Below are 25,308 nucleotides of genomic sequence, written 5' to 3'. Positions count from 1 at the left end.
GTCACCCGTCATCACCATTCACAACCTGTGCCGGAAAGCCGCCAGCCTGGAGCGCCCAGTGCCATGACGAAGCCCCAGCCCGACCTGATGGCCAGCCCCCTTCGACCTTGGGCCATCGCGTTTCTTCTCCTTGCAACGCTTCTGACCTTCGCCTGGTATTTCGGGCAGGCTTGGCATCTCGACGAAGAGGGGTTGTCGACCTTCTCCGGCAAGGTGCCCTATTGGGATTTCTCCAATTTGTGGGGGGGTGCAAGGTTGGCTCTCTCAGGGCATGTGGATGCGCTGTTCGATCTTGACCGCTATCACGCCATGATGACGGACCTGCTGCAGGCGCCAGCCAATGACCAGGAATGGAGCTATCCGCCGTCGATCCTTCTGCTGGGTGCACCGTTCGCCCTCTTGCCCATCTGGCTCGCCTATGCACTCTGGACCGGGCTGACGATCGCGGCCCTGGCACTCAGCCTGACGGCCTTTTCGCTCTCGCGGACAGCTCTGCTCCTCGCCATTGCCAGCCCCGCCGTCGCACTCAACGCCGCCCTTGGCCAGAACGGGGCACTGATGGCGGCGCTTCTCATCGGCGGGCTCTCCCTTGCCGACCGGCGTCCGATCATCGCGGGGATCCTGATCGGGCTGATGTGCATCAAGCCACATCTGGCCATGCTGGTGCCTTTCGCCATGATCGCGAGCGGTAACTGGCGCAGCGTGTTCGCCGCGGCGCTGACCGTCCTGGCCGTCGTCGCGGCGTCGCTCCTAGCCTTCGGGGTCGATGCCTGGGTCCAGTTCATGAGTTTCACACGGCCGCTGATGGTCGCGATCCTCGAAGCCCCCTACGGCCAGTCCTACCAGATCAATGGAACATCTGTTTTCCTGCTTGCCCGATCCCTCGGCGCGTCCGTTCCGCTCTCATACGGCGCACAGATCGTCAGCGCCTTGTTCGCGATCGTTCTCACGGTCCGGCTCTGGCACTCTCCCTGCGCCGATCCGCGTCCGCGTATCGCCGCGACCGCCGTCCTGACCATTCTCGCCACCCCCTACGAGTGGTCTTACGATCTCGTGCTCCTCGCCGGACCGCTGGCCTGGCTGATCGCCGACCGTCCCACGCATCGATGGATCGTCGTGCTCGCCTGGACCTGGCCGCTGCTGACATTCTTCGTGACCTTTATCACCTCGTCTCCCCTCGCCCCCCTCATCCTTTGGCCCGTCGCGGCGCTCTGCTATCAGATGACACGCGACGAGCAGCGGGCGAGTGGAGAAGAGAGCCGGCGGATGACCGAGGGACGGACAATGTCGGCATTGTCGCCAAGCTGAGGCATAGTCAAACAGAAAACCCCGGACGGCTTTCGCCATTCGGGGTTTCATGCATTTCGTCTCAAGGCGACCAGCGGCCACGATGGGGTGACGACACTCACACCGTCTTGTCGACGTGCTCCGACGGCCCCATGTCGTTCGCCGGGGAAGACGCCGCCTTCGGGCCGCCGCGGGCAACGCCGACCATCGCGGGGCGCAGCACCCGGTCGCCGATCTTGTAGCCGTCCTGAACCACCTGAACGACCGTGCCGCTCGCGACTTCCGGGTTCGGCACTTCGAACATTGCCTGATGGAAATTCGGGTCGAATTTCTCGCCGAGCGGCGAGACCTTGCGCACGCCGTGCTGTTCGAGGGCGCTGAGCATTCCGCGCTCGGTCATTTCCACGCCTTCGAGCAGGGCAATCAGGGCGCTGTCGGCCGCTGCCCGGGCCTCGGCGGGCAGCGCATCCAGCGCGCGGCGCAGGTTGTCGCCGACCTGCAGCATGTCGCGGGCGAAATTCGCCACCGCATATTGGCGCGCGTCCTTCACCTCGCGCTCGGTGCGACGGCGCAGATTCTCCATGTCGGCGAGCGTGCGCAGGAGCTGTTCCTTCATCTCGGCGACCTGGGCGTCGGCCGACGGCGTTTCGGGCGCGGCGGACTCCCTGGCGGCGGGCGCCTCGGCGGCAGCGCCTTCAAGAGTCTCGTTCTCGGTCCGCTTGTCTTCGGTCATCGGTGTCCTCGCGAAAAATCCAATATGACGCCTCGGACGTCTTTGCGGCCCGATATCAGCGTTCGAGGGAAAAAAATCAAGGCAGGAAGACCGCGGAGAGGCCAATCCCGTCGTCTGTCATGTCAACCGGCCGTTTGAAATCGGCTAGGCGGCCAGCCTGTCTCCGGTCCCGGAACCGCACTTGCCCAAGGGGCGGTTCCCCCCGCTCCGCCTACGCGGGTGCAGGCTTTTCCGGCTCGACGATTTTTGCTCGGCGCATCAAGTCGTCCGAAAACCGGTTCCCACCCCCGCATACGCGGGGGCAGGCCTTTTCGGCTTGATGCTTTAGCCAAACATCCGGCTCACGAGGCGAGCGGTGTAATCGACCATCGGCACGACGCGCGCATAATTGAGCCGGGTCGGGCCGATCACGCCGACAACACCGACGACGCGCTGCTCGCTGTCGCGATAGGGCGCGGCGATGATGGACGAGCCGGACATGGAGAAGAGCTTGTTTTCCGAGCCGATATAGATGCGTACGCCATCGCCGGCATCGGCAAGACCGAGAAGCTGGATCAGATCCTGCTTGGTCTCCAGATCCTCGAACAGCAGCCGGACCCGCTCCAGATCCTCCAATGCCCTCAGATCGTCGAGAAGATTGGCATGGCCGCGAATGATCAGTGTCTCCGGGCGCCCGGCGGTCGCCTGCGACCAGGTGGCAAGACCAGCGTCGACCACCTTGCGGGTCAGAAGATCGATCTCGGCCTTCTGGTCGGCGAGCTGACGCTCCAGTTCGACCCGGACGTCGGCCAGCGTGCGCCCGCGAACCTGGGCGTTGAGATAATTCGAGGCCTCGACCAGCGCCGCGTGGGGCAGACCCGCCGGCAGGTCGATGATGCGGTTCTCCACCGCGCCATTCTCGCCAACGAGAACCACGAGCGCCTTGGTCGGTTCGATGCGAACGAACTCGATATGCTTGAGGAGCATGTCGGACTTGGCCGTCAGCACGACGCCCGCCCCGCGCGAGAGGCCGGAGAGAAGCTGGCTTGCCTCCGTCAGCACCGCCTCCACCGACTTGCCGGAGCCGGCGCCGCGCACCTGTGCCTCGATGGAGGTGCGCTCCTCCTGGGTGAGGTCGCCAATCTCCAGCATCGCGTCGACGAAGAAGCGCAGGCCCTTGTCCGTCGGCAGGCGGCCGGCGCTGGTATGCGGGGAAAACAGCAGGCCGGACCGCTCGAGATCCGACATGACGTTGCGCACGGAGGCCGGCGACAGGGTCATGGGCAGCAGCCGGGACAGGTTTCTCGACCCCAGCGGCTCGCCCGTCTCCAGATAGGTCTCGACGACCACCTTGAAGATCTCGCGCGATCGCCGATCCAGATCGCGAAGCAGAGACGTTGTTTCCGTTGTCGTCACATTCATTCCCATCGACCCGCTCTCCGATCCCAGTTCGATCGCCGCGTGCCGTAAACACCATTCCTAATATGGTGGATGGCGCCGGACAAATAAATGGGGGCAAGCAAACCGCGCACCAGTTTCGACGGCCAGACCGTTTAACCATCGCCCTTCCGGCGCAATTCTTCCCTTTGCGCAACCGGGTCCCAATCGCTACAAGAGCCCAATTCGAAAGAGCGGACGCGCGCCGGCCAAGGCCTGCCCTCCGCCAAGCCGCGACAAAAGGACATTCATGCGCCCCTCCAAACGAGCACCGGACGAACTGCGCCGCATTTCTCTGGAACGAGCCGTCTCCAAACACGCCGAAGGCTCGTGCCTCGTCAAGTTCGGCGACACGCACGTGCTGTGTACCGCGAGCCTTGAAGAGCGCGTTCCGCCGTGGCTGCGCGGTGGCGGCAAAGGCTGGGTCACCGCCGAATACGGCATGCTGCCGCGCTCGACCGGCGACCGGATGCGGCGCGAGGCCACTGCTGGCAAGCAGTCCGGCCGCAGCCTCGAAATCCAGCGTCTGATCGGCCGGTCCCTGCGCGCCGTCGTCGACCTTGCAGCGCTCGGCGAACGCCAGATCACCGTCGACTGCGACGTCATCCAGGCCGACGGCGGCACGCGGACGGCCGCGATCACCGGCGGCTTCGTCGCGCTCTACGACTGCATCTCCTGGATGAAGGCGCGCAGCATGTTCGGCAACGGGGTCATCAAGGATCACGTCGCCGCCGTTTCCTGCGGCATCCACGAGGGATCGCCGGTGCTCGACCTCGACTATGCCGAGGATTCGGCCGCGGAGACCGACGCCAATTTCGTCATGACCGGCTCCGGCGGCATCGTCGAGATCCAGGGAACGGCCGAAGGCGCGCCCTTCTCGGAGGCCGAATTCGGCGTTCTCCTCGGGCTCGCCAAAACTGGCATCGCCCAGCTTGTCGACCTGCAGAAGATGACGCTCGGCTGAAAGCGGCCAGAAGGGACGAAGCGATGACGCGCAGGATCGACGGCAAGCGCCTTCTCGTTGCGAGCCACAACAAGGGCAAGATCGGCGAGCTGGAATTCCTGCTCGGCGGCCTTCCGATCGAGCTCGTCACGGCGGGCGAACTCGGGCTTCCCGAGCCGGAGGAGACCGGCACGACCTTCGTCGAGAATGCCCGGATCAAGGCGCTGGCGGCGGCAACCGCTGCCGGCGAGGTCGCGCTTTCCGACGATTCCGGCCTTTGCGTGGAGGCACTCGATGGTGCGCCCGGCGTCTACACCGCCGACTGGGCCGGCCCGGACCGCGACTGGGACCGCGCCATGCGCCTCGTCGAAGAGGAACTTCAGAAGGTCGATGCGCGCGCGCCGGAGCAGCGCAAGGCCAAGTTCGTCTCGCTCCTCTGCCTTGCCTGGCCGGACGGTCACACCCAGGAATATCTCGGCGAGCGCGAGGGCACGCTCGTCTGGCCGCCGCGGCGCGGCCCGATCGCCTTCGGCTACGATCCCGTCTTCGTGCCGGACGGCGAGAGCCGCACCTTCGGCGAGATGACTGCCGAGGAAAAGCACGGCAGCATCTGGCATGCGCCGGGACCCCTCTCCCATCGCGCCCGTTCGGTCAAGGAACTGGTCGAGGGCGCCTTTCCCCCAGGGACAAAGCCGTGACGCAATCACTGCCTGAGGGCGTGGCCCGTGCGGGCACGCCCGACATCGGGTTCGGCGTCTATGTGCACTGGCCCTTCTGCGCGGCCAAGTGCCCCTATTGCGACTTCAACAGCCATGTCCGGCATTCGCCGCCGGACCAGAAGCGGTTTGCCGCCGCGCTGGCGCGCGAAATCCGGCATTTCGGCGCGGCGACGCCCGGACGCACGGTCACCAGCATCTTCTTCGGCGGCGGCACGCCGTCGCTGATGGAACCCGGCACCATCGAGACTGTTCTTGAGGCCATCGCCAACGAATGGCCGGTCGCGCCCGACGCCGAAATCACCATGGAGGCCAACCCGTCCTCCGTGGAAGCGGGCCGCTTTGCAGGCTACCGGTCGGCCGGCGTCAACCGGCTGTCGCTCGGCGTGCAGGCGCTCAACGACGCGGATCTCAAATTCCTCGGCCGGCTGCACGACACGCAAAGCGCGATCCGGGCGATCGAGCTGGCGCGGTCGATCTTCCCGCGCCTTTCCTTCGACCTCATCTATGCCCGGCCGGGGCAGACGCCCGAGGCCTGGGCACGAGAGCTGGAAGAGGCGATCAAGCTTGCCGCCGACCATCTCTCGCTCTACCAGCTCACTATCGAACCCGAGACGCCCTTCGCGGCGCTTCATGCCAGGGGCAAGCTGCCGATCCCGGATCCGGACATGGCCGCAACGCTTTTCGCCACGACGCGCGAGATCACCGAGCAACATGGCCTGCCGGCCTACGAGATCTCCAACCATGCTGTACCGGGGGCGGAGAGCCGCCACAATCTCATCTACTGGCGCTACGGCGAATATGCCGGCGTCGGCCCGGGGGCGCACAGCCGCCTTGTCCTTCCGGATCACCGGCTGGCGCAGGTGACGGAAAAGGTGCCGGAAAGCTGGCTCGACCTCGTCGAAAGCCGGGGCCATGGCGTGACGTTCGAAGAGACGATCGCCGGCGAGATGGCCGGCGACGAGATGCTGCTGATGGGCCTGCGCCTCGTCGAGGGCATCGATCCGAGACGCTACGCGGCTCTTGCCGGGCGCCGTCTCGATCCGGTCAGGCTCGCCGATCTCAAGGCCCACGGCATGGTGGAGGAAATCGCCGGCGGGCGCATCCGCGCCTCGCGCGAGGGCTGGTTCGTCCTCGACGCGGTGGTCGCCGATCTGGCGGCCTGAGGACCACTCTCAGCCCGGCAGCGGCAGACCTTCGGCATCCGCGAGGACAACGGCCTCGGCGGCAGGCATCGCCGCCACCTCCGGCATTCGTGCAGGCAGGGCGATCTCCACGGAATGGGCGGCACGCGGCATTTCGAGAACGCAGACGAGGCCCCTGACGGGTTCGCCGCGATCAAGCCGCAGATCGGCAGGCTCCATGCTGCGGATGAGAAAGCCATGGGCGAGCGCCAGCCGGCCGAGATACTCCGGCGCATGGGCATAGCGCAGGGACGGGCGCAGAACCCAGTCCTCGCCCTCGGACAGTTCGACCGAGAAGGCAAAGAGACCGCCCGGGACGAGCCGGCCCGAGACCGCCGCGAAGACGGCTGCAAGATCGCCCATGTAGACGAAGACGTCCGCCGCCGTGACGAGGTCGTAGGCCTCGCCGGCCCGGCTCAGGTCGTCGACGACATCGCCCTCGCGCAAGGCGGCATAAAGGCCCTTGGCACGAGCGGCCGCAACCATGTCGGGGGAAAGATCGACGCCCTCCATATGCCCGACCCTCTCCGACAGGGCCTCCGCCATCAGCCCCGTGCCGCATCCAAGATCAAGAGCATGGGCGAATATCTTGCCGTGCCTGACCCTCTCGATCGCCGCTCCGATCAGCTTCGGCGCGCGGTACTGCAGCGCCTCGACGAGGCTTGCCTCGAAGCGGTCGGCATAGTCGTCGAAAAGGGCGCGGACATAGGCTGGCGGGGCAATGTCCGGGGCCGGCTCGTCGCCGATCAGGGACAATTGCAGGCTGGCGCCGAAATGATCCTCCGGATCGAGAGCGAGAAGGGTTTCGAAGGCTTCGCGCGCGGCCGTAGCGTTGCCGGCCTTCGCCTGCGCGCTTGCGAGCGCAAAGAGGCAAGCCGCCCAACCGGGGGCGATCTCCAGCGCTTGCGCATAAAGATCGGCCGCCGCGGCAAAATCGCCGTCGGTTTCCAGCAGGCGGGCATATTCGAAGCGGCGGTCGGCGAGAAGATCGCCGGAAGAAAGGCTTGAGGGCGCAAGGGCCATTTGGGTCGAGAATCCGAAATGCGTGGGAGAGGCAACGGCTGCCCCTCGCCAAGGCGGCACCGCGCGAGGCGATGGCCCGATCCGGGCATTTCATTCTCTGGCGGCCGATCGCTCGCAGATGCGTCGAATTTTGGCGTTTGGCAAGAGGCAAGTTTCACCGGCCAGGACTATTTTTCGCTCAAACCGGGCCCGCCCAGGTCGCATCCCTCGCAAAAGGGTTGTCGCTGCCCTGCAACGCCGTCATATGTTGACGGAAAGAGCGGATTGGCCGCGAAGAAGAACGGCCTCGGCTCAGTGCTGAAGGAGACGGCAGGACAATGGCGAACAGTACACTGGCACGATTTCTGGGCGATACGCCGCTCAGGGTTCTGGTGCGGCTTGTCTTCATGTCCTTCATCGTCGGCGTCGTCATGGCGGCGCTTGGTATCGAGCCGACGGATATCGTGCGTTCCATCGTCGAATTCTTCCAGAACATCTACGAGATGGGCTTTGCCGCCATCGACAAGGCGTTGCGCTACTTCCTGCTCGGCGCCATCGTCGTCGTGCCGATCTGGCTCATCATCCGCATTTCAAAGGCCGGGCGTTCCTGAGCGGCCGGCAACCGGGGCAAGCGGCGGACCACAGAATCCGGCGGACGGCAAAAGGCGTTCCAAGACGTGGCGAGATATGGACGGGAAAAGCCGAGCTTCTGGCGACAGGCGGCGGACGTGTTCTCCGTCTTCGTCGCCGGCCTCATGCTGACGCTCCTGATCGTCTTCTATGCCTATCAGCGCTATGTCGTGCCGGACCGGAGCGACACAGGAGCGAGAGCCGAGGTCGGGGCGCCGTCCGAACCGGCATCCGTCGCGGCAACGGGCGAAGGAACCGCACCGACGGCCATGGCGGCCGAAAGCCCCGCGTCTGCCGAGGCTGACACCACGGCAGAGGCTCGCGAAGACAAGTCCGACCTGCCGATCCCGGCCGTCGAGCGCAACGTGACGCCCGCGGGTGTGACACAAGCCCCGAAGATCGACGGCCCGCTGCAACGCGTGCCGGCGCCCGCACCCGACCAGACGAGGCTCACCGCCGTCACGACGAAGCGCTATTTCCAGCCGATCGTGCTCGATGCCGGCCACGCCCGGGTCGCCGACGGGCCCGATCTCTACACCCTCGCCTTTGCCGGCGTCGAGGCGCCCGATTTCAAGAGCACCTGCGTGACCCACGGCGGCCAGACCTGGCGCTGCGGCGGCGAGGCGCGCGGCGATCTCTCCCGTCTCGTGCAGGGACGCGCGCTCGACTGCACGCCGGCAACGCCCGACGCGCAGAATGTCATCCGGACCTATTGTTCGATCGGCCGGTTCGATATCTCGATGTGGCTGATCAAGCGCGGCTGGGCACGTCCCGCGGACGACGCCACCGAGGAGATCCGTGCCGCCGCCGACGAGGCAAAGGCCGCCAAGATCGGCATCTGGCAATAGGCCCCGAACGCCCCGGAAGCGGTATCGACGAGGGCTAAAACCTCAAGGCGTCTTGTCAGCCCAGATCTCGGTGTCTCGCCCCTTGAGGTCGGCAAGCGAGGACAGGCCGGAGCGTTCCATCAGCGCCAGGAGATCGCGACAGATCGCGGTCGCCAGGCCCGGCCCCTCGTAGACGAACCCCGTATAAAGCTGGACGAGATCTGCACCGGCGGCGATCTTGGCGAAGGCATCGGCACCCGACGCGATGCCGCCGACGCCGACGATGGGAAGCTCCGGCCCGACAAGGCGGCGCATGCGCGCCAGGATCACCGTGGAGCGGTGGAACAGCGGCCGGCCGGAAAGTCCCCCCGCCTCGGCGGCAAGCTCTGCAGATACATCGTTGCGCTCCAATGTCGTGTTGGAAACGATCAGGCCGTCGATCTTCCGTGCCAGCGCGACCTCGGCGATGTCGGCCAAGCCCTCGTCCGTCACATCCGGCGCGATCTTCAGGAGCACCGGCACCCGGTGGCCCGCCCCGGCCACCGTTTCCTCGCGCGCCGCCATGACGCGGGCGAGCAGATCATCAAGTGCATCGCGGGCCTGAAGGTCGCGCAGGCCGGGCGTGTTGGGCGAGGAAATATTGACCGTGAAATAGGAGGCGAAGGCCGCGAAGGTCCTGATGCCGGTGACATAGTCGGCCATGCGGTCGTCGGCGTCCTTGTTGGCGCCAACGTTGACGCCAACGATCCCGCCCCGTCCGGCTCGCGCCTTGAGCCGGGCGAGCGCCGCCTCGTGCCCCTCGTTGTTGAAGCCGAGCCGGTTGACGACGGCGCGGGCGGCGGGATCGCGGAAAATGCGCGGGCGCGGATTGCCGGGCTGGGGCCTCGGCGTGAGCGTTCCCACCTCGGCAAAGCCGAAGCCGAGCTTCAGGAGCGCGTCCGGCACCTCGGCATTCTTGTCGAAGCCGGCGGCCATGCCGACCGGGTTGGAGAAATCGAGATCCCACAGTTTCACGTGAATCCGTGGATCGCGGACGGGCGTCACAGGCGGGATCAGCCCGGCCTTGAGGGTCGCGATCGTCAGTTCGTGTGCCCGCTCGCCGTCGACGAAGGGCATCAGGGCCCGCTGAAATAGACCGTAGACGCTCATGCGCCGCCCTTTGAAACGGAACGGATCGTTTCAGGAACCAGATGCTGCCCGTCGCCGCCGAGGGGCAGGTCCTCGACGGAGAGCGCGGCCGCCGTTTCAAGCGATCCGTAGAGATGGGGAAAGAGCGCGCCGCCGCGCGAGGGCTCGAATTTGAGGGACGGCCCGAGGCTGTCCGCGTCCACGGCGACGAGGAGCAGATCCGTCTTGCCAGCAAAGTGCTTGGCCAGCGTTCCAGCGACCTGTTCGGCGGTGGAAAAATGGATGAAGCCGTCGTGCTTGTCGTCAGGCGATCCGTGATAGCGGCCCGTCGACACCGCTTCGTCCCATTCGGACCGTGACAGGATTTTGTAGATCAATCGCATCGCCCGCCCTTCGGCCTCCCTGACTTGCCCGGAATGTCTCGCCAGTCCGGACCTAGCCTTGCGCGCTGCGGCAATCAAGCGGTTTTGAGAGCGACAGGGAACCCGGCGATTTTCGGGCGTGCTGCTGAATCCACTGGACAGGAATTAATGCCAGAGTTAATGGTGGAGAAGCGGATTTTATTCCTGATATCGCGGCCTGTGCGCGCCGATCACGAGGCCATGCCCGCGCAAGACCGCGTGCCTTGCCCTGGCCTTGGAGATGGACCGAGAGGGCATGCGGCCGGCCTGCTGGTATCGGGGACGGTTCCCGGCAAGGAACTCGAGGTTCGCGGCGTTCGGGTGCGTCGTTTCGATCGACAGAGGCAGGGCCATCGCGGCGCGGGTCTTCCGTGCCCGACCGGCAGAGAGGCGCGCAGCATCGCTCGCCGCCGGCCGGCCTCTCATGAAGGGAACCGAGACATGCTGTCCCACGAGCAAATCTGGAGCGCCGTCGACTTGCTGGCGGCACGCTTCGACATGACGCCGTCGGCGCTTGCCAAACGGGCCGGTCTCGATCCGACCACCTTCAACAAGTCGAAGCGCTTTGCCGGCGACGGGCGCCCACGCTGGCCCTCCACGGAATCGCTCGCCAAAATCCTTGAGGCAACCGGCGCGAGCCTGGAAGAATTCTACGGCATGCTCGTCGGCGAGAAGAAGGGCTCCGACCTCCTGCCCCAGCAAAGTTCCGTGCCGCTGATCGGCCTTGCCCGGGCGGGCGCCGGCGGATTCTTCGACAGCGGCGGACTGCCCGTCGGCAATGACTGGGACGAGGTGTCCTTTCCCGGCGAACGGGGCGAGGCGGTCTTCGCACTCGAGGTCACCGGCGATTCCATGGCGCCGCTCTACCGGGACGGCGATGTCATCATCGTCTCGCCAAGCGCGCAAACGCGGCGCGGCGACAAGGTGGTCGTGCGCACCCGCTCCGGCGAGGTGATGGCCAAGGTGCTCTCGCGCCGCTCGCCGCGCGCCATCGAGCTTGCCTCGCTCAATCCCGTCCATGCCGACCGCTCGATCCCGGTGGAGGATGTCGAATGGATCGCCCGCATCCTCTGGGCCAGCCAGTAGCCGATGGCGGATGCGCCCTCGCGGATCGCCGATCCGCCTGAAATGGACACCGACACGCTGCTGCCGCCTCGCTTTCGCGACTGGTTCGATGCGAAGGGCTGGCGACCGCGGCCGCATCAGCTTGCGCTTGTCGAGAAGGCACAGGTAGGACGGTCCGCTCTCCTGATCGCCCCGACGGGCGCGGGCAAGACGCTGGCCGGCTTCCTGCCAAGCCTCATCGCGCTCCACCAGCGACCGAGGACGCGTGCAAAGCCCGGCATGGCCCGGCGCGGCATTTCCGTGCTCTACATCTCGCCGCTCAAGGCGCTCGCGGTCGATATCGCCCGCAATCTCGAAGCCCCCATCGCGGAAATGGGCCTTGCGGTCGAGGTCGAGACCCGGACCGGCGACACGCCAGCCCACAAGCGCCAGCGCCAAAGGCTCAATCCGCCCGACATCCTGCTGACGACGCCCGAACAGCTTGCCCTGCTGATCGCCCAGAAGGATGCGGCACGCTTTTTTTCCGACCTTGAGACCGTCGTCCTCGACGAACTTCACGCGCTCGTCACCTCCAAACGCGGTGACCTCCTCGCCCTCGGCCTTGCCCGCCTCAAGGCGATTGCCCCGAAGGTCCGCCACGTCGGCCTGTCGGCAACCGTCGCCGACCCCGATGCGCTGCGGGCCTGGCTGGTGCCGCAGGAAGAGGACGGCGAACCGGCGATGGCCGATCTCGTCACGGTCGCGGGTGGTGCGGCGCCCAACATCCGCATTCTGGAGACCGAGGAGCGTATTCCCTGGTCCGGCCATTCGGCCCGCTATGCCATCGGCGAGGTTCTCGCCGAAATCGCCGCGCACACAATGACGATCATCTTCGTCAACACGCGCAGCCAGGCGGAGATGATCTTCTCCGGACTCTGGCGCATCAACGAGGAAACGCTCCCCATCGCGCTCCACCACGGCTCGCTCGACGCCGGGCAGCGGCGCAAGGTGGAAGCCGCGATGAGCGCCGGAAGCTTGCGCGCCGTCGTCGCGACCTCGACGCTCGACCTCGGCCTCGACTGGGGCGACGTCGACCTCGTCATCCATGTCGGCGCGCCGAAAGGCGCAAGCCGCCTCGCCCAGCGGATCGGCCGCTCCAACCACCGCATGGACGAGCCGAGCGAGGCCGTGCTGGTGCCGGCGAACCGCTTCGAGGTGCTGGAATGCCGGGCGGCGCTGGAGGCCAGCCGCAAGGGCGCGCAGGATACGCCGCCGATCCGCGACGGCGCGCTCGACGTCCTCGCCCAGCATGTCATGGGACGGGCCGTCGCCGGCCCCTTCTTCGCCGACGATCTCTATGAGGAGGTGCGGCGGGCCTATCCCTACCGCCATCTCGACGCCGATACCTTCCTGCGCGTCGTCGATTTCGTGGCGACCGGCGGCTACGCCCTTCGGGCCTACGAGCGCCATGCCCGCATCCGGCTGACCGCCGACGGAACCTGGCGGCTGTCGCACCCTCGCCTTGCCCAGCAATACCGGCTCAATGTCGGCACGATCATCGAGGAGCCACTGGTCAAGGTCCGCCTTGCCGGGCGCGGCAAGACCCGGCCCGGCGCGCCGGCCGGACCGCTGCGCGGCGGACGCGTGCTTGGCGAGGTGGAGGAATATTTCGCCGAGCAGCTTTCTCCCGGCGACACCTTTCTCTTTGCCGGCGAAACATTGCGCTTCGAGGGTATGCGCGAGACCGAGATGCTGGTGAGCCGCGCCGCCGATGAGGCGCCCAAGATCCCGGCCTATGCGGGCGGCAAGTTTCCGCTCTCCACCTTCCTTGCCGAGGGCGTGCGCGCGATGCTGGCCGATCCCGACGGCGGCCACCACCTGCCGGATCAGGTGCGCGAATGGCTCGCCATCCAGCGCCTCGTCTCGGTGCTGCCGCGGCGCGACCAGTTGCTGGTCGAGACCTTCCCGCGCGCCGAGCGCTTCTACATGGTGGCCTACCCGTTCGAGGGGCGACTCGCGCACCAGACGCTCGGCATGCTGCTGACGCGCCGGCTGGAACGGGCCAAGCTGAAGCCCACAGGCTTCGTCGCCACCGACTATTGCGTCGCCATCTGGGGCCACGGAGACATGGGAACGGCCTTCGCCGATATGCGCCCCGGCATCGAAGCCCTCTTCGACGCCGACATGCTGGGCGACGACCTGGAGGCCTGGATCTCGGAGACCTGGATGCTGAAGCGGACCTTCCGCGCCTGCGCCCTCATTTCCGGCCTGATCGAGAAGCGCCATCCGGGGCAGGAAAAATCCGGCCGGCAGGTCACCGTCTCCACCGACCTCATCTACGACGTGCTCAGAAGCCACGAGCCGGACCATATTCTCCTTCAGGCAACCTGGGCGGATGCAGCCTCAGGGCTTCTCGACGTCCACCGGCTTTCGGAGATGCTCTCCCGCATCAGCGGGCGAATCGTGCATAAGAGGCTCGACCGCGTCTCGCCGCTGGCGGTTCCGATCATGCTGGAAATCGGCCGCGAGCCGGTGGCCGGCGAGGCGGCGGACGACATTCTCGCCGATGCGGCGGACGACCTCGTCAGGGAGGCCATGGGTGGAGCCGGCTGAAGACAGGCAGAGTGGAGAGATCGCGATGAGCGGCGGCCTGCGCTGCGCGCGCCTGAAGTTCCAGGGCCAGCAGATGCTGCTCGACCCGGCGGGAGCTCTTGTCTGGCCCGACGAGAGCCTTCTCGTCATCGCCGACCTGCATTTCGAAAAGAGCTCGTCCGGCGCGGTGCGAGGGCTTTTCCTGCCGCCCTATGACACCGGGATCACACTGCGCCTGATCGAGGGGCTGATGGAGCGCCATCGCCCGAGGCAGGTCATCGCGCTCGGCGACAGCTTTCACGACCGCCGCGCCGCCGAACGACTTTCGGGCTCCGACCGCCTGCGCATCCGCGCGCTCACAGCGGCCTGCGACTGGACATGGGTCGCCGGCAACCATGACCCGGACGCTCCGACCGATCTCGGTGGGCGGGCGGCGGAGGAAATCGCCATCGGCCCGGTCGTCTTCCGCCACGAGCCGCGCCCCGGCACGGGGCTGGACGAGGCGCTCGGCGAAGTCGCGGGACATCTTCATCCTGCGGCACGGGTCGTCGTGCGCGGGCGCTCGGTGCGCTGCCGCGCCTTCGCCTGCGACGGCCGGCGGCTGATCCTGCCGGCAATCGGCGCCTTTACCGGCGGCCTCAACGTCCTCGATCCCGCCTTCCGGGCGCTCTTTCCGGGACGGGCCTTCCATGCCTGGATGATGGGCGAAACGCGCGTCCATCCGGTGCGCGCCGGCGACCTCAGGCCCGGCTGAACCGCACCTCTTGATCGTCGTGGCGTACCGGCATGCCGGTACGCCACTCTCAGGTTTGCGGCATCGGGTTTTCCGAAAGCCTGTCCCCATCCCTGATCAAGTCGGGGACAGGCTTTTTCGGCCCGATGCCTAGTCCCGGCGGAAGATGATGCCGGCGAGCCAGCCGGTGGCGCCGGCCATCAGGACGGTAGCGATGCCGTAGAGAAAGCCGTGGTCGCGGGAGTATTTCGCCATGAACTGTTCGAAGCCGATCTTGGCGACCTCGATGGGATAGGTCTCCTCGGCGAGCTTGGTGTTGTCCTGGAAGAGCATGACCTTCGCCTCGTAGGTGCCGACCGGTACGTTGGCGGGCATGGGCAGAGTGGCCTGGAACAACGACGGCGTCAGGAATTTCACCGCGCCCGCGTCCTGCATATAGCGGCCCTGGGCCTGCATGAGGCGCAGGAAGGCCCTTTCATAGACCGAGCGGAAGGGCTTGACGGGTTCGGCGGCGCGGCGCAGCGGGATCATGTCCATGCCGATCCCCATCCGGGCGAGCGCGGCCTCCGGCGTGATCCGGTCCAGCGGGGCGCTGGCAAGCACCGCGTAGAAGGCCGGAACCAGCCGATAGCGCTCGGAATCCTTGTTGATCCAGACGCCGAAGGTCCGCTCCTTCTGGCGGGTCACCACATTGGTCGGAGGACCCTTCACCTCGATGATGATCTGATAGCCCGCCGGGCGCGCGACGGTCTGCGCATCGCGCTCGATGGCGCCGAAGAAGACGATCTGCGACCCGGTGAAATTCGACGAGATCGAGACGAGGTCGGAGGAAAGGGCCGTGATCAGCCGCTCCGCATGGGCCGGGACCGAAAGGCCGGCGGCGAACAAGACGGCCAGAATGGCGCGCCACATGGCCGGCGCGACACGGAAGACGGAGCGGGCGGGACGACAGCTGCTCATAGTCCCTCCCCGCTGATGCTGGTGATGGAGAACAGTTCCGGCGGCGTCAGGATGAGATTGACCGCGAAGCGGACGCCGACGGCGAGCACCAGCAGGCCGAGCAGGGCCCGCAACGTCTCGCCGCGCAGGCGCTGGCCGACACGGGCGCCGAACTGAGCGCCGACGACACCGCCCACCATGAGGCAGAGGCCGAGGATCGCGTCCACCGCGTGGTTGGTGCCGGCCTGCATGATCGTCGCGAAGGCCATGGTGCCGACGGTCTGCATCAAGGTGGTGCCGACGACGATCGAGGTCGGCACGCGCAGGAGGTAGATCAGCGCCGGAACCATGATGAAGCCGCCGCCGATGCCGAGCAGGGCGCCGAGGAAACCGATCATCATGCCGAGGCCGACGACCGGGATGGCCGATACGTAGAGCCGCGAGCGGCGGAAGCGGACCTTGAGCGGCAGGCCGTGGATCCAGTTGTGCTGACCCGGCCTGCGGGAGGTAGGGCGCTTGCCCGAGCGCGCGGCGACCATGGCGCGCAGGGCCTCGGCCAGCATCAGACCGCCGATCGTGCCGAGGAAGGCGACATAGCTGAGCGCGAGGACGAGATCGAGCTGGCCCTGCTTGCGAAGCGCCGTGAAGACGGTCACGCCGAGAAACGACCCGACGATACCCGACAGCAGCAGGAAGGAGCCCAGCTTGAAGTCGACCATCTTCTTGCGCACATAGGCGAGGGCGCCGGACGCCGAGGAGGCGACGATCTGGCTGGCGACGGTGGAGACCGCCACGGCGGACGGAATGCCGGAGAAAATGAGCAGGGGCGTCAGGAGAAAGCCGCCGCCGACCCCGAAGAGGCCCGAGATGAACCCCACTGCCGCGCCCATGGACAGCAGCAGGAAGACGTTCATCGGCAGTTCGGCGATCGGCAGATAGATGTCCAAAATCGCCTCCGGCAACGCGGGCGGGACGAGGCGGGACCGGCAACGAACGGCCCCTGACGGTCGTCGGAAATAAACCGAGGCCCGCGCCTTGTCGTGCCGCCGCACGATCAATCGGCAGCACTAAAGATAGGGTTAAAATGCATGCTGCGCCGCGTCAATCGCTTGCCCGCCCCGCCATCCGGACAAGCGTCGCCGATATCCGGATTCACGCAGGGTGGATAAGGTCATGGGCTTGTGCAAGGCTCCCCGGCCTGACCGAACGGAAACCGACAAGAAAGGCAGACCATGAGACGATGGCTGGTTCGACTGTTCCTCCTGCTGGCGGTCGCCTGCGCTGCGGGCTACGTCGCCTGGAGCCGGTTCGGACCGATCGAGGTCGAGGTCGCGCGGCCGGTTCGCGGCCCTGCCGTCGAGGCGGTCTATGGACCCGGCACCGTCGAACCGGAGGTGATGCTGCCGATCGGCCCCAAGGTTTCCGGCCGGATCGAGACGATCGACGCCCACGAGGGCGACGAGGTGAAGAGCGGCGCCGTGCTGGCGACGCTGGCCAGCGACGAGCTTTCCGCCGGGGTGCGTGAAATGGAGGCGCGTGTCGCCTTCGCCGAAGCCCAGTTCAAGCGCGCCAGCGACCTCTTCGCCAAGCGCACCGGCACGGCGGCCGCGCTCGACGAGGCGCGCAATGCGCTGGCAACCGCCAAGGCCGCGCTGGACCGGGCCCGCGAACAACTCGCCGAAATGAGCCTCAAGTCCCCCGCCGACGGGCGGATCATCCGCCGCGACGGCGAGATCGGCCAGCTCGTCGGCCCGAACGACACGGTGTTCTGGATGTCCTGCTGCAAGGCCCTGCGCGTTGCCGCGGAGATCGACGAAGAGGATATCTCTGCCGTGAAGCCCGGCCAGCAGGCCCTGATCCGCGCCTCCGCCTTTCCCGACAAGGTGTTCAAGGGCACCGTTACCTCGATCACGCCCAAGGGCGACCCCGTGGCGCGCAACTTCCGCGTCCGCATCAGGCTCGATGGGCCGACGCCGCTGCTGATCGGCATGACGGCCGACTGCAACATCATCCTCGACACCCATGAGAACGCGCTGCTCGTGCCTGCCGAGACGGTGGAAAAGGGCAAGGTCTTCGTCGTCGAGGACGGCCACCTCAGGGAACGTGCCGTCCGGACGGGCATATCGGGCAACGGGCGCGTCGAAATCCTCGAAGGCCTCTCGGAAACGGACGAGGTCGTCGTCCATCCGCGCGACGGGCTCGCCGAGGGCCGGGCCGCCACGATCGCCCCCAACGCTACCGCCACCACGGGCGGGTAGACCATGCCGCTCTTCCTGCGCATCGCCCTCGTACACCTGACCGGCCGGAAGCGCCAGACGCTGATGTCGCTGCTCGGCATCGCGCTCGGCGTCGCCTTCTTCATGGCGGTGAGTTCGCTGATGCGCGGCTCGGAACAGGACTTCATCGACCGGCTGATCGATGCCTCGCCGCACATCACGGTCAGCGACGAATTTCGCGAGCCGCCACGCCAGCCGGCCATCACGACCTATCCCGAAGGCGCCGTCGCGATCCGCCACGTCCAGCCGAGGACGGAGGTGCGCGGCATCCGTGGCTACAAGCAGAGGCTTGCCGCCATCGAGACGATCCCGGGCCTGCGCGTCGCGCCGGTTCTGACCGGGCAGGCCATCGTGACCTTCGCCGGCAAGGGCCAGGGCGTGACCCTCAACGGCGTCATTCCCGAAATGATGTCGGGTGTCAGCAACATCGACGACAAGTTCGTCGAGGGCAATCTGGAGGCCATCGCGCTCGACCCCAACGGCGTCATCGTCGGCAAGGGGCTGATCGACAAGCTGAACCTTGGCATGGGCGACAACGTCACCGTCTCCTCGCCGACCGGTCTCGTGCGGACCATGAAGATCGTCGGCGTCTTCGAAACCGGGACGACCTCCGTCGACGAAAGCCAGGCCTATGTGCTGCTGAAGCGGGCGCAGGTGCTGCTGGACCAGACCGACCGGGCCAACCGGCTGGTCATCCAGCTCGACGATCCCTATTCGGCCCGCACCGTCGCCGGGCTGGTGGAAGCGCGGGTCGGCTACAAGGCCCAGTCCTGGCAGGAGGCCTCGGAAAACCTGATGTCGGTGCTGCTGATCCGCAACATCATCATGTATTCGGTGGTGAGCGCGATCCTCGTCGTCGCCTCCTTCGGCATCTTCAACGTCATCTCGACCGTGGTGATGGAAAAGCAGCGCGACATCGCCATCCTGAAATCGGTGGGGTTTCACGCCCGCGACGTGCGCCGCATCTTCCTTGCCGAGGGTGCCGCGGTCGGCTTGATGGGCAGCCTTGCGGGCACCGCCCTCGGCTACGGCCTCATCGCCGTGCTGGGGCGGGTGGAAATGCAGCCGCCCGGGTCATCCCAGACGATCACGCTGCCCGTCTACTGGGGTGTCGACCAGATCGCGCTCGCCGTCCTCTTCGCACTGTTCTCGGCGGTCGGGGCCGCCTATCTGCCGGCCCGCAAGGCCGGCGGCGTCCATCCGGTCGATATCCTGCGCGGAGGCATGGCATGAGCGAGGATGACAGCCGCTGCGTCATTCGCGCCGAGCATATCGTGCGCACCCTTCCCGGCGCGGTGCCCGTGCCGCTCGTGCGCGACGTCTCGCTCAGCGTCGACCGGGGCGAGTTCGTCATGATCCAAGGGCCGTCGGGATCGGGAAAATCCTCGCTGCTCTATCTTCTCGGCCTGCTCGACGTGCCGACATCGGGAAAAATCTTCCTCGACGGCGTGGACACGTCCAGCCTCGACGAGGAGGAGCTTGCGCAGGTGCGGCTGGAAAAGCTCGGCTTCGTGTTCCAGTTCCACTTCCTGCTGGCGGAGTTCTCCTCGCTGCAGAACGTCATGCTGCCGATGGAGCGCCTCGGCCGGCTCTCGCCGGGCCAGATACGACAGCGCGCGGAGGTGCTTCTGGACGATCTCGGCCTCGGCGACCAGATGCACAAGCGGCCGGATCAGCTCTCCGGCGGCCAGCGCCAGCGGGTCGCGATCGCCCGCGCCATGGCCAACGAGCCGCTCATCATCCTCGCCGACGAGCCGACGGGCAATCTCGACCGGGCCTCCAGCGCCAATGTTCAGGAGATCCTGAGCAAGGTGGTGCGCGAGCGCCAGACGACGGTGCTGGCCGTCACGCACGACCCGCATTTCGCCATTGCCGGCGACCGCACCATCCACATCGTCGACGGACGGATCGAGGTGCCGGCGCCCGATGTCAGATCGAGCGCTGGCTGAGCTGCTGGAGGAGGGCCGCGTCGGCCTCGCCGGTCTCGGGCAGGCCGCGCGACTTCTGGAAGGCCTTGATCGCATCGCGCGTGCGGGCCCCCATCACGCCGTCCGCCGGACCCGGATTGAAGCCCTGCTGACCAAGCAGCGACTGGACCTGCTGGACCAGTTCGGCTCCGCCGGCGGTCACGGCCACCGGATTCGGCATTTCCATCCAGGCCGGATTATCGATCGAAACGTCATTGGCATCAGGATCGAGCGGTTCGGCCTGCCAGGTGTCGACGGCGAGACGGGCGCGGGCGAGCGCGTCCGGCGACAGGGCACGGGCGACGTCGTCGCGCTTCTTGGCGGCCTCCGTGTCGCCGGCGTTGGCGGCAAGGGCGAACCATTTGTAGGATTCGGCCATGTCGACCGACACACCGAAGCCACGGGCATGGAGAATGCCGAGATTATACTGGCTGTCGCGCACGCCGAAGTTGGCGGCCTTGGTGAACCAGTCCGCCGCCTTGGCATAGTCCGGCTTGCCGAGGCTGCCGTCAGACAGGAGGACGGCAAGGTTGTGCATCGCCTTGGCGTTGCCCTTGTCGGCGGCCTGCTCGTACCACTTCGCGGCTTCCTTGAAGTCACGCGCGATCCCCGAGCCATTCTCGTAGAAGCTGCCGAGACGATACTGCGCGGCGGGTAGGCCCTGCTCGGCGGCGCGCCGGTACCAGTCGGCGGCGGCCTTCAGATCCTGCGTGACGCCGCGCCCCTCGACAAAGCGAGCGGCGACCTCGAATTCGGCCTTGGGATCGCCCGAAGCGGCAGCCTCGCGCAGGGCGAGCGAGCCGATGTCTTCCGGCGGCATCGGCGCGACCCTGACCGTGGAGGCCACGGGATCCGCGCTCGCCGTTGTCATGTCCGGACCAGTCGTTTCCATGTCCGGGTCGGCCGTTTCCATGTCCGTGCCGGTCGCTGCCATGTCCGGGCCGGCTGCGGCGACCTGCGTATCGGGCGCTGCGGCCTGCATGTCGGTCCCGGCGGCGGGGGACGCTTCCGGGACGGCAGGAACGACAGGAACGGCGACTGGCGCCTCGGCGGAATCGGCCGTCTGAACGGGCTCCGACGCCGGCGTAGCCGCGCCATCCGCGGCGGTCATGTCCTCCGCCTTGACCGCCGGCTCAGCCGTGGTCGCGGCCATGCCCTCCGTCTTCGGCTGTACGAAGCCGTTGGCGGGCAACTGCTTGGAGATGTCGCCGAAGACCGGCGCCTCTTCGTCGGGACTTGCCAACGCCTGTTCGCTGGTCGGAACAGCCGTCGTCTTGACGGCCTTTTCCGGCAGGCCGGAGGATGTCTGCGCGACCGGAGCCGGCTTCGGCGCGGGCTTCAGCGTCCAGCCGATGACCTGCACCGCGCCAATGGTCAGGATGAGAGCCGTTGCCGCCAGCATGAGCTGGCGCTTGTTGCGCAGGAGCAGCGACGCAAGACCGCCCCTGGATCCCGCTTCCTTTGCCTTGCGCGTTTCGACCGGGCGCGCATCGTCCGGCTCGATCTTGACGCTGGCCTGCTCGGAGGCCGCCCGCGAGGCCGCGCGGCGCGCGGCGGCGATATAGTCGGTTTCGGCAACGGGCCGGTCCGCGGGCGCAGCACCGGCTTTCGCGGCGGGCGCCTCGGCAGTGGGACGGGAGCCCGGACGCGGGGCGCCGCCGGCCGGACGGCGCATCGGCGTTTCGGGTTTGCCGCTGCCCGGCTCGAGCGGAAGGTCGGATTCGACCTCCTCGGCCATGGTCTCGTCCAGCGCCAGCGGCTCTTCCGGCTCGGCCCTGCCGCGCTGGGCGACCAGGTCGTCGAGGATGCTCTCGCTCGCGTTGAGTTCGGAGACGGCGTCGAGCGCCTGCCTGTCGTCCTGTCTGGAGCCGGCCGTCGCGGAACCGGAGGGCATGTCCTGATCGAGCGCGCCGAGGCTTGCGTTGAGGCTGCGCTCAATATCCTTCCAGCTCGCTCCGGTGGCCGTCTCCCGATCGGTTTCGCTCTCCCGCGCCAGACCGGCCGCGACCGTTTTCGCGCCGGGGGCCAGGAGATTTTCCGACATCACGCAAAGAGTCTCGTAGACGCTTTCGAGAAGATCGAGATCGCGGTTGCGCGAGGAGGCAAACTCTTCCCTGAGCGCGACGAGATCCTTGCCGAAGTCGCGAAGAACCGATGCGATTTCGCTTTGCGCCGCCTCGATCTGGTCGATGTCGACGGCCGCCGCCGACCCGCCGCTGCCGAGCGCCGGGATCATCGCCTCGATGCGCGACAAGGTCTCGACGAGGCCGGCATTGTCCCTGGCCTGGGCGTCGATGCGGTCGATCAGATGGGAGATCGGGCCGTCCAGATCGCGCTGGGGCATGCCGCCCTGCGCCGTTTCCAGAACATCGCCCAACCGCTCGGAGAGGCCGCTGATCTCGCCGCGTACCGTCTCCAGGATGGCGCTCGACACATCGGTGATCTCGTGGCGGAGATCGAGAATCTGGCGTTCGAGGTCGGCGGCCTGCTGGGGCGGAAGCGCCTCCAGCTTGTCGAGAGCCGAGGCCAACTCGGCAATCTGGCGCTCCATGGCCTCCAGATGATCGGCACTCGCGATCGCTCCGATCATCTCCTCGATGCGGGCAATCGCCGCCGTCGTCGGGCCGGGCGTACCATCGGAGGGGATGCCGGTCGCCGCCAGTTCGCCGGTCGACGTTTCGATCGCGCCGATGCGAGCGACGATCTCGTCGAGGCGAACCTCGACCATGTCGAGCGCCGGCATGGCACTCGCGGGCGTCTTCACCAGTTCGTCGATCTTGTCCGTCAGTTCGTTGATCTGGCGCGTCACGGAGGGGTCGACGACGGTCTCGCGGGCATCGATGCGCCGCGCCAGTGCGGCGACGGCGTCGGTCGTCGCTTCCTGCATGCCGGCGATGCGGGCGTCCAGCGCCGAGCCGATCTCGGTCAGGCGTTCGTCAATGGCCGCAAGCGCGCCCTCGCCGCCGCCCGACTGCAAGGCCTCCAAGTGGCCGGCAATGTCGTCCATGCGCCGCTCGAGGGCCGCCAGCATCTCCGGGTTGAGGCTGTCGACGCCAAGACCCGCGAGCCGGGCCGAGACCTCGTCGATCCGCTCCGCCAGCGCGCCGATGCCGGATTGCACGTCCTCGCGGGCGGCCAGCACGTCTTCTTCCAGAGCCGGGATACGCGAGAGGCCGCTTTCCAGCTTCTCGTCCAGAATGCGCCCCTGATCGATCAGGGTCTGCTCCAGCCGCGGCAGAACGTCGAGCTTGCCGAACTGCACCTCGATGCCCTCGATCCGCTCGGCGACACCATCGAGCCTCTGCTCGATCATCGCGACCTGACGGGTGACGTCGAGCGTGTCGAGACGGCTGGTGACCTCCGCGATCTGCTGTTCCAGCGAAGCCGGATCGAAGGCGGAGGCCCCGCTTTTCTGCAGACCATGCGCCAGTCCGTCGAGCTGGTCGGCAATCTCCTCCATGGCGCGACGGGTCGGCAAAGTGCCGATGAGTGCGCGGGTTTCGGACATCGTGTCGATGAGTTGGGCAAGCGGTCCCGGCTCGTCGAGGCGCTGGCCAAGCATGTCCAGCCGCTCGACGAGAGCGTCGTAGGAGCGCGTCAGCGGCGCGATGGCCGGGGTGACCGCATTGCTGGCGACCGCGTCGCGCAGCCGCAGGATTTCCTCACGAATGCCGGCGATCTGCTCCCTGTCGGGCAGGCTCTGCTCCATCCGTTCAAGACGGGCATCGAGGTTTCCGCCGCGTTCGAAACCGGCAAGGCTGCTCGGCATCGGCTCAGAGATCCGGGGTTCAGAGATCCGGGGTTCGGGAGTCTGGAACTCAAACGCCTCGGGCTCGACCATGTGGGGGTGTGGCTCGACCGCCTTGGACGGAGCCTCAGGCGGGACCGAAGCTCCCATCGCCTCGGCGATCCGCTGCAATTCCGCAAGTTTCCTTGCCACCGGCGACGGCTCTGCGGCGCGGGCCGGCGGCACCGCTTCGGGCTGGACGGGTTCCGGCGCGAGACGAAACGCTTCGGCCGAGGATGCCTCCACGGCGCTATTGTCGGAGTGGGGATGACGGGCGGCGAGCGGACTGGCCGGCACGGAACCTGCGTCCGCGTGCTCGACCGGCCGGCCTTCGAGTTCGGCCCTTCGGACACGCCGTGCGGCGACCGCCCGTTCAAGCGCCTTCCGCCGTTCTTCGATCTGCTGCTGGCTGCGGCTCAGGGGTGGGCGGTCCGACACCAGCGGAGCGCGCTCTTCGCCGGGCTGCGGCCCGGAGCCCTGCGTTGCCGACGAGAGCTTGCGAATCCGTTCGCCGAGGCGGTCGAGGGAGTTGATGATGCGGCCAACGGAACGGTCGTCCTCGGCCGGCGCCGCCTGGGCCGAGCCGAAATGCCGGCCGCCGCCCTGACCGGACAGATCATCACCCATCCGCATCGGGTGGCCTTCTTTCTTCGAGGCGGACTGTGAATCCATCCTTCAACCCCCTGGAGCATCCTGCTCGTTTATACCGGGCCGGTCCCGTCGCTCTCCAAAGCGCCGCGGATCCGTTGCGGAACCCCATTTTCGCCAAGTCGCTCCGGCTATTCGGGCCGGTTGCTCATGACGCGCCTACCGATGTCCGAACGCGTGGACGACGGCAGGCCTCAGTCCCGCACTTTGACTTTCCTCCCTCATGGTAAATGCGGAGTAAACATTTTAGAGCTCGTTTCATCTGATGGTAACGAGAGTGAATGATGCCTTTCCCTGAATGGTAGCAGTTGAAGGGCCGCGGACTTCCGAACTTGACGTTTACGTAAAGTGTGTAGATCCTCAGAAGCCAGATTTGGCGCCTTCGATCCTTTCTTGTTTCGGGCGGAGATCGCGCCTCTGGACGATGCCAGACGAGGAATTGGACAACAGGATGCAGGACAAAATGTCGATCGCCCAGGCCGCTGTCATGGCCGCCGAGGATTTCGTGGGCGACGGGGACGACGTCTCGCGATCAAATCTCTATACGATCGGCGATCTGGCGCGCGAATTCGGCGTCACCTTGAGGACGCTACGCTTTTACGAGGACAAGAACCTGATCACGCCGCAGAGGGACGGCATGAACCGGCTCTACACCCGGCGCGACCGCGCGCGCCTGAAACTCGTGCTCATGGGCAAGCGTGTCGGTTTCTCGCTCAATGAAATCAAGGATATGCTCGATCTCTACGATCTGCGTGACGGACAGGTCGTTCAACTGAAGACCGCGCTCGGCAAGTTCAACGAACAGATCGCGATCCTGGAGCGACAGAAGAAGGACATCGAGCAGGCACTTGCCGAGCTGCGCCGGACGGTGTCCGTGGTCGGCGGCCTACTGAAGGAAAAGGAGCAGGCCGGCGGCGGCGCGTAGAGCGGCGGTTGCCGCCTGAACTCTGCTGGCAGAGCGCGGCATTTGGCGATCACCTTGCCGGGACCTGCGCGTGCCGTCCGCCGGATAACCACAATTGACGTTTACGCAAACGTCATGATCCTCATGGACT

Annotated in this window: 21 protein-coding genes; 13 read left to right on the top strand and 8 right to left on the bottom strand. The window is 66.7% G+C overall.

Annotation, left to right across the window (positions count from 1 at the left end; translation table 11 throughout):
* The first annotated feature begins 63 nt into the window (after window positions 1–63).
* Complete coding sequence (locus HDIA_RS24195; RefSeq protein ID WP_099558560.1) at window positions 64–1,308, top strand: glycosyltransferase family 87 protein; 1,245 nt, start codon at window positions 64–66, stop codon at window positions 1,306–1,308.
* 97 nt (window positions 1,309–1,405) lie between these two features.
* Here HDIA_RS24195 and grpE read toward each other — a convergent pair whose 3' ends face one another.
* Window positions 1,406–2,020, bottom strand: a complete 615-nt coding sequence (grpE, locus tag HDIA_RS24190; RefSeq protein ID WP_099558559.1) for a nucleotide exchange factor GrpE — start codon at window positions 2,018–2,020, stop codon at window positions 1,406–1,408.
* 324 nt (window positions 2,021–2,344) lie between these two features.
* Window positions 2,345–3,427, bottom strand: coding sequence for a heat-inducible transcriptional repressor HrcA (gene hrcA, locus HDIA_RS24185; RefSeq protein ID WP_099558558.1), 1,083 nt, complete (start codon window positions 3,425–3,427; stop codon window positions 2,345–2,347).
* 259 nt (window positions 3,428–3,686) lie between these two features.
* Here hrcA and rph point away from each other — a divergent pair, with 259 nt between their 5' ends.
* Genes rph through hemW form a run of 3 tightly spaced genes read left to right on the top strand, consistent with a single transcriptional unit; the run spans window position 3,687 to window position 6,261 of the window.
* A complete protein-coding gene (rph, locus tag HDIA_RS24180; protein WP_099558557.1) occupies window positions 3,687–4,400 on the top strand; it encodes a ribonuclease PH in 714 nt (237 codons plus the stop codon).
* Between the two features lie 23 nt (window positions 4,401–4,423).
* Window positions 4,424–5,077, top strand: coding sequence for a non-canonical purine NTP pyrophosphatase (locus HDIA_RS24175; RefSeq protein WP_099558556.1), 654 nt, complete (start codon window positions 4,424–4,426; stop codon window positions 5,075–5,077).
* Window positions 5,074–6,261, top strand: coding sequence for a radical SAM family heme chaperone HemW (hemW, locus tag HDIA_RS24170; RefSeq protein WP_245884070.1), 1,188 nt, complete (start codon window positions 5,074–5,076; stop codon window positions 6,259–6,261). The genes HDIA_RS24175 and hemW overlap by 4 nt, the downstream gene beginning before the upstream one ends.
* Window positions 6,262–6,270: 9 nt before the next feature.
* Here the strand turns inward: hemW and HDIA_RS24165 are convergent, their stop codons facing one another.
* Window positions 6,271–7,302, bottom strand: coding sequence for a class I SAM-dependent DNA methyltransferase (locus HDIA_RS24165; protein ID WP_099558554.1), 1,032 nt, complete (start codon window positions 7,300–7,302; stop codon window positions 6,271–6,273).
* Window positions 7,303–7,619: 317 nt separating this feature from the next.
* Between HDIA_RS24165 and HDIA_RS24160 the strand changes: the two genes are divergently transcribed.
* Window positions 7,620–7,892 (top strand): DUF6460 domain-containing protein, encoded by a 273-nt coding sequence (locus HDIA_RS24160; protein ID WP_099558553.1) that lies wholly within the window; start codon window positions 7,620–7,622, stop codon window positions 7,890–7,892.
* A 66-nt stretch (window positions 7,893–7,958) separates the two neighbouring features.
* Complete coding sequence (locus HDIA_RS24155) at window positions 7,959–8,759, top strand: thermonuclease family protein (protein ID WP_157775806.1); 801 nt, start codon at window positions 7,959–7,961, stop codon at window positions 8,757–8,759.
* 42 nt (window positions 8,760–8,801) lie between these two features.
* On the opposite strand, the gene HDIA_RS24150 is transcribed toward HDIA_RS24155, so the two are convergent.
* Window positions 8,802–9,887, bottom strand: a complete 1,086-nt coding sequence (locus HDIA_RS24150; protein ID WP_099558551.1) for a quinone-dependent dihydroorotate dehydrogenase — start codon at window positions 9,885–9,887, stop codon at window positions 8,802–8,804.
* Window positions 9,884–10,249, bottom strand: a complete 366-nt coding sequence (locus HDIA_RS24145; protein WP_099558550.1) for a DUF952 domain-containing protein — start codon at window positions 10,247–10,249, stop codon at window positions 9,884–9,886. The genes HDIA_RS24150 and HDIA_RS24145 overlap by 4 nt, the downstream gene beginning before the upstream one ends.
* A gap of 459 nt (window positions 10,250–10,708) precedes the next feature.
* Between HDIA_RS24145 and HDIA_RS24135 the strand changes: the two genes are divergently transcribed.
* The 3 genes from HDIA_RS24135 to pdeM are packed head-to-tail and all read left to right on the top strand — an operon-like array spanning window position 10,709 to window position 14,657.
* Complete coding sequence (locus tag HDIA_RS24135) at window positions 10,709–11,353, top strand: S24 family peptidase (RefSeq protein WP_099558548.1); 645 nt, start codon at window positions 10,709–10,711, stop codon at window positions 11,351–11,353.
* Between the two features lie 3 nt (window positions 11,354–11,356).
* Entirely contained in the window at window positions 11,357–13,924 is a 2,568-nt protein-coding gene (locus HDIA_RS24130; RefSeq protein WP_245884069.1) for a ligase-associated DNA damage response DEXH box helicase, read from the top strand.
* A 25-nt stretch (window positions 13,925–13,949) separates the two neighbouring features.
* Entirely contained in the window at window positions 13,950–14,657 is a 708-nt protein-coding gene (gene pdeM, locus HDIA_RS24125; RefSeq protein ID WP_099558547.1) for a ligase-associated DNA damage response endonuclease PdeM, read from the top strand.
* A 129-nt stretch (window positions 14,658–14,786) separates the two neighbouring features.
* On the opposite strand, the gene HDIA_RS24120 is transcribed toward pdeM, so the two are convergent.
* Together HDIA_RS24120 and HDIA_RS24115 are read right to left on the bottom strand one after the other, a co-directional pair.
* On the bottom strand, window positions 14,787–15,596 hold the full coding sequence (locus HDIA_RS24120; protein ID WP_099558546.1) for a TIGR02186 family protein: 810 nt from the start codon (window positions 15,594–15,596) through the stop codon (window positions 14,787–14,789).
* A complete protein-coding gene (locus HDIA_RS24115; RefSeq protein WP_099558545.1) occupies window positions 15,593–16,522 on the bottom strand; it encodes a sulfite exporter TauE/SafE family protein in 930 nt (309 codons plus the stop codon). Before HDIA_RS24115 ends, HDIA_RS24120 begins: the two co-directional genes overlap by 4 nt.
* 285 nt (window positions 16,523–16,807) lie before the next feature.
* Between HDIA_RS24115 and HDIA_RS24110 the strand changes: the two genes are divergently transcribed.
* Genes HDIA_RS24110 through HDIA_RS24100 form a run of 3 tightly spaced genes read left to right on the top strand, consistent with a single transcriptional unit; the run spans window position 16,808 to window position 19,800 of the window.
* Window positions 16,808–17,833, top strand: a complete 1,026-nt coding sequence (locus tag HDIA_RS24110; protein ID WP_099558544.1) for an efflux RND transporter periplasmic adaptor subunit — start codon at window positions 16,808–16,810, stop codon at window positions 17,831–17,833.
* A 3-nt stretch (window positions 17,834–17,836) separates the two neighbouring features.
* On the top strand, window positions 17,837–19,084 hold the full coding sequence (locus HDIA_RS24105) for an ABC transporter permease (protein ID WP_099558543.1): 1,248 nt from the start codon (window positions 17,837–17,839) through the stop codon (window positions 19,082–19,084).
* Window positions 19,081–19,800: an ABC transporter ATP-binding protein gene (locus HDIA_RS24100; RefSeq protein ID WP_099558542.1), complete on the top strand. Its 720-nt coding sequence runs from the start codon at window positions 19,081–19,083 to the stop codon at window positions 19,798–19,800. Before HDIA_RS24105 ends, HDIA_RS24100 begins: the two co-directional genes overlap by 4 nt.
* Here HDIA_RS24100 and HDIA_RS24095 read toward each other — a convergent pair.
* Window positions 19,781–24,238: a peptidoglycan-binding protein gene (locus HDIA_RS24095; protein WP_162292691.1), complete on the bottom strand. Its 4,458-nt coding sequence runs from the start codon at window positions 24,236–24,238 to the stop codon at window positions 19,781–19,783. The two genes, HDIA_RS24100 and HDIA_RS24095, sit on opposite strands and share 20 nt — an antisense overlap.
* Window positions 24,239–24,704: 466 nt before the next feature.
* Between HDIA_RS24095 and HDIA_RS24090 the strand changes: the two genes are divergently transcribed.
* The gene (locus tag HDIA_RS24090) at window positions 24,705–25,178 is read left to right on the top strand and encodes a MerR family transcriptional regulator (RefSeq protein ID WP_425432913.1); all 474 of its coding nucleotides are present in this window, start codon (window positions 24,705–24,707) and stop codon (window positions 25,176–25,178) included.
* The last annotated feature ends 130 nt before the right edge of the window (window positions 25,179–25,308 follow it).

The organism is Hartmannibacter diazotrophicus (assembly GCF_900231165.1).
Taxonomy (GTDB): domain Bacteria; phylum Pseudomonadota; class Alphaproteobacteria; order Rhizobiales; family Pleomorphomonadaceae; genus Hartmannibacter; species Hartmannibacter diazotrophicus.
This window is presented reverse-complemented; position numbering and strand designations above follow the sequence as displayed.